At 43.5% G+C, this 1976-nt stretch carries 2 protein-coding genes; both read right to left on the bottom strand.

Translation table 11 applies throughout. The features are described 5' to 3' along the window. Window positions 1–1123: YCF48-related protein (locus AAB400_04795; GenBank protein ID MEK7649196.1), on the bottom strand; the 1123-nt coding region annotated here is incomplete at its 3' end. A gap of 19 nt (window positions 1124–1142) precedes the next feature. Then, window positions 1143–1976 (bottom strand): hypothetical protein (locus AAB400_04790; GenBank protein MEK7649195.1); only part of this gene is annotated, 834 nt, incomplete at its 5' end.

The raw sequence follows: 1976 nt of genomic DNA, 5'->3' as shown, positions 1-1976 counted from the left end.
TATACGTAAGCTCTCCTTTTTTCAGTTTGACATCGGTAATGATGAGGTCGGGCAAATTCTGCTTTTTTTGTTCTTGCTGTTGCTGTTGATCTGCCTTGTTTTCTTCAATTTCTATCTCCTCCTCTGCATCCTCATCACCCTCATCGGTCGCCGTTGATGATTGGATGGCTTTTTCAAAATCAAACTGAAAGAATACTACGTCATTATTACTAGTAACGCAGAGCTTCTGTCCAAAGCATTGGACATCGTGGAGTGTTGTAGTGTTTTCATCATCGGATGCGTCTCCCCATGTAGTTCCATTGTCATCGGTAGCAAGTATGGTTCCTCCCTCTCCTACTACAAAGCCCTTCTTGTCGTTAACATAGATACCTCGTAGTGTTTGTGTTGTCTTGGATTGCTGCTGTGTCCAAGATGCACCACTGTCTGTGGACTGAAGTATGAGACCCTGTTCTCCGGCAATAAACAGGGTTGTACTAGTCGTGTCATTGAATGAATGAATATCAAGAAAATTCTGCGTACCCTCGATTACCACAATCCATTTTGCGCCTCCAGTTGTCGTTGTGAGAATAGTTCCTTTCTCGCCAACAGCCCATCCTTTTGTTTTACTCACGAATGTAAGCGCATTGAGTTTATTCTTTGTTTGTGATGCAATAGCACTCCATTTCTTTCCATTGTTAGTTGTTCTCAGAAGAGTCCCCTTTTCTCCAACGGCAAGAACAATGCCACGCTTGCTATCGACAACAGAAACGCCAAATAAATGAGATTTTGCTTTCTGATCCAGGGATGTCCATGAAGTACCTCCATTGTCTGATCGGAGGATGGTTCCTGAATCGCCAACGGCAAAACAGAGCTTAGACGTTGGGCAGTGAATGCCATGGAGCTTTTTTGAGCTTGTGTATTGCGAAACCCACGTTGTACCACTGTCTTGCGTTGCAAGAATACTTCCCTTGCCATCATTATTATTGCTTACAACCCACCCGGTATCCTCATCAATGAACGAAACTGCTTCAATGGTAGCGGAAGGATCGAGTTCGACTTCTTCGGTGGCGAGGGCAGGGGTGATAGCCGCAAGTGAGAGAACGGGGATTACAAAAACAATACAGAGAAAGTGGTACATGCGCATATCTCTATGTATATAATAATTATGGCCGAGGAAGAGTAAGCTCATTATCTCCATGGTCCAGTTCAGGAAATTTCCAGAAGGACTGTCCCATGTTTGTAGTTACTTCTAACGTTCGGGCGTTTGATGGGATATCAGTAAAGAGAGTCTTTTTCACTTGCAGCGGTGTTTGGTTTGAGTCCCTCTGGATAATGATGGAAATAGTCTCTCCGGGCTCAATAGAATCTTCAATAGTTATGAGCGCATTACTATTGTTTCCATTGATTGCCTGGTTACTTGCGCCAAACCATTGAAATTTAATAGGCATTTGCGCCGGTACCGTGGTGGTACCATCATTTTTAACATTCACTCTAAGAAATGTATGAGCAAGCGATGACCCTTCGCTCACGCCAATGACGCTGACAAAGGGGCGGTTGGCAGTAGTGAGATTATTGTTTTCGAACAATTCATTTTGAATGGCATTGGTTTTATCGATGGTAAGCTCAACAGTCTGTGATTGGAGTGGAATATCTATTTGTTTAAAAAAGTATTTTGCAATTTCTTGGTTTGACTGGTCAATAGTATATCTGAGGCTTACTTCAGCATTTGGTTCGAGTGTCTGGTTGGCAGTAAAAGGAGAAAGTTCCTTTGCCGAATACCCCGGGTAGAGATTGCCTTGGGCATCGATCCAGCGAAGCCCGAGCTTAACGGATGGACCAAGTGTTGCAGCAGTCGTACCTGTATTTTTAACCTTCAGTACCACTTCTGAAAAGGTATATGTTGGGACTTCGATGATGAGATCAGGAAGGGGCTTAATAAGTATAAGCTCATTATCTCCATGGTCCAGTTCAGGAAATTTCCAGAAGGACTGTCCCAT

The organism is Patescibacteria group bacterium (assembly GCA_038065255.1).
Taxonomy (GTDB): Bacteria; Patescibacteriota; Patescibacteriia; order JACQRZ01; family JACQRZ01; genus JBBTRI01.
This window is presented reverse-complemented; position numbering and strand designations above follow the sequence as displayed.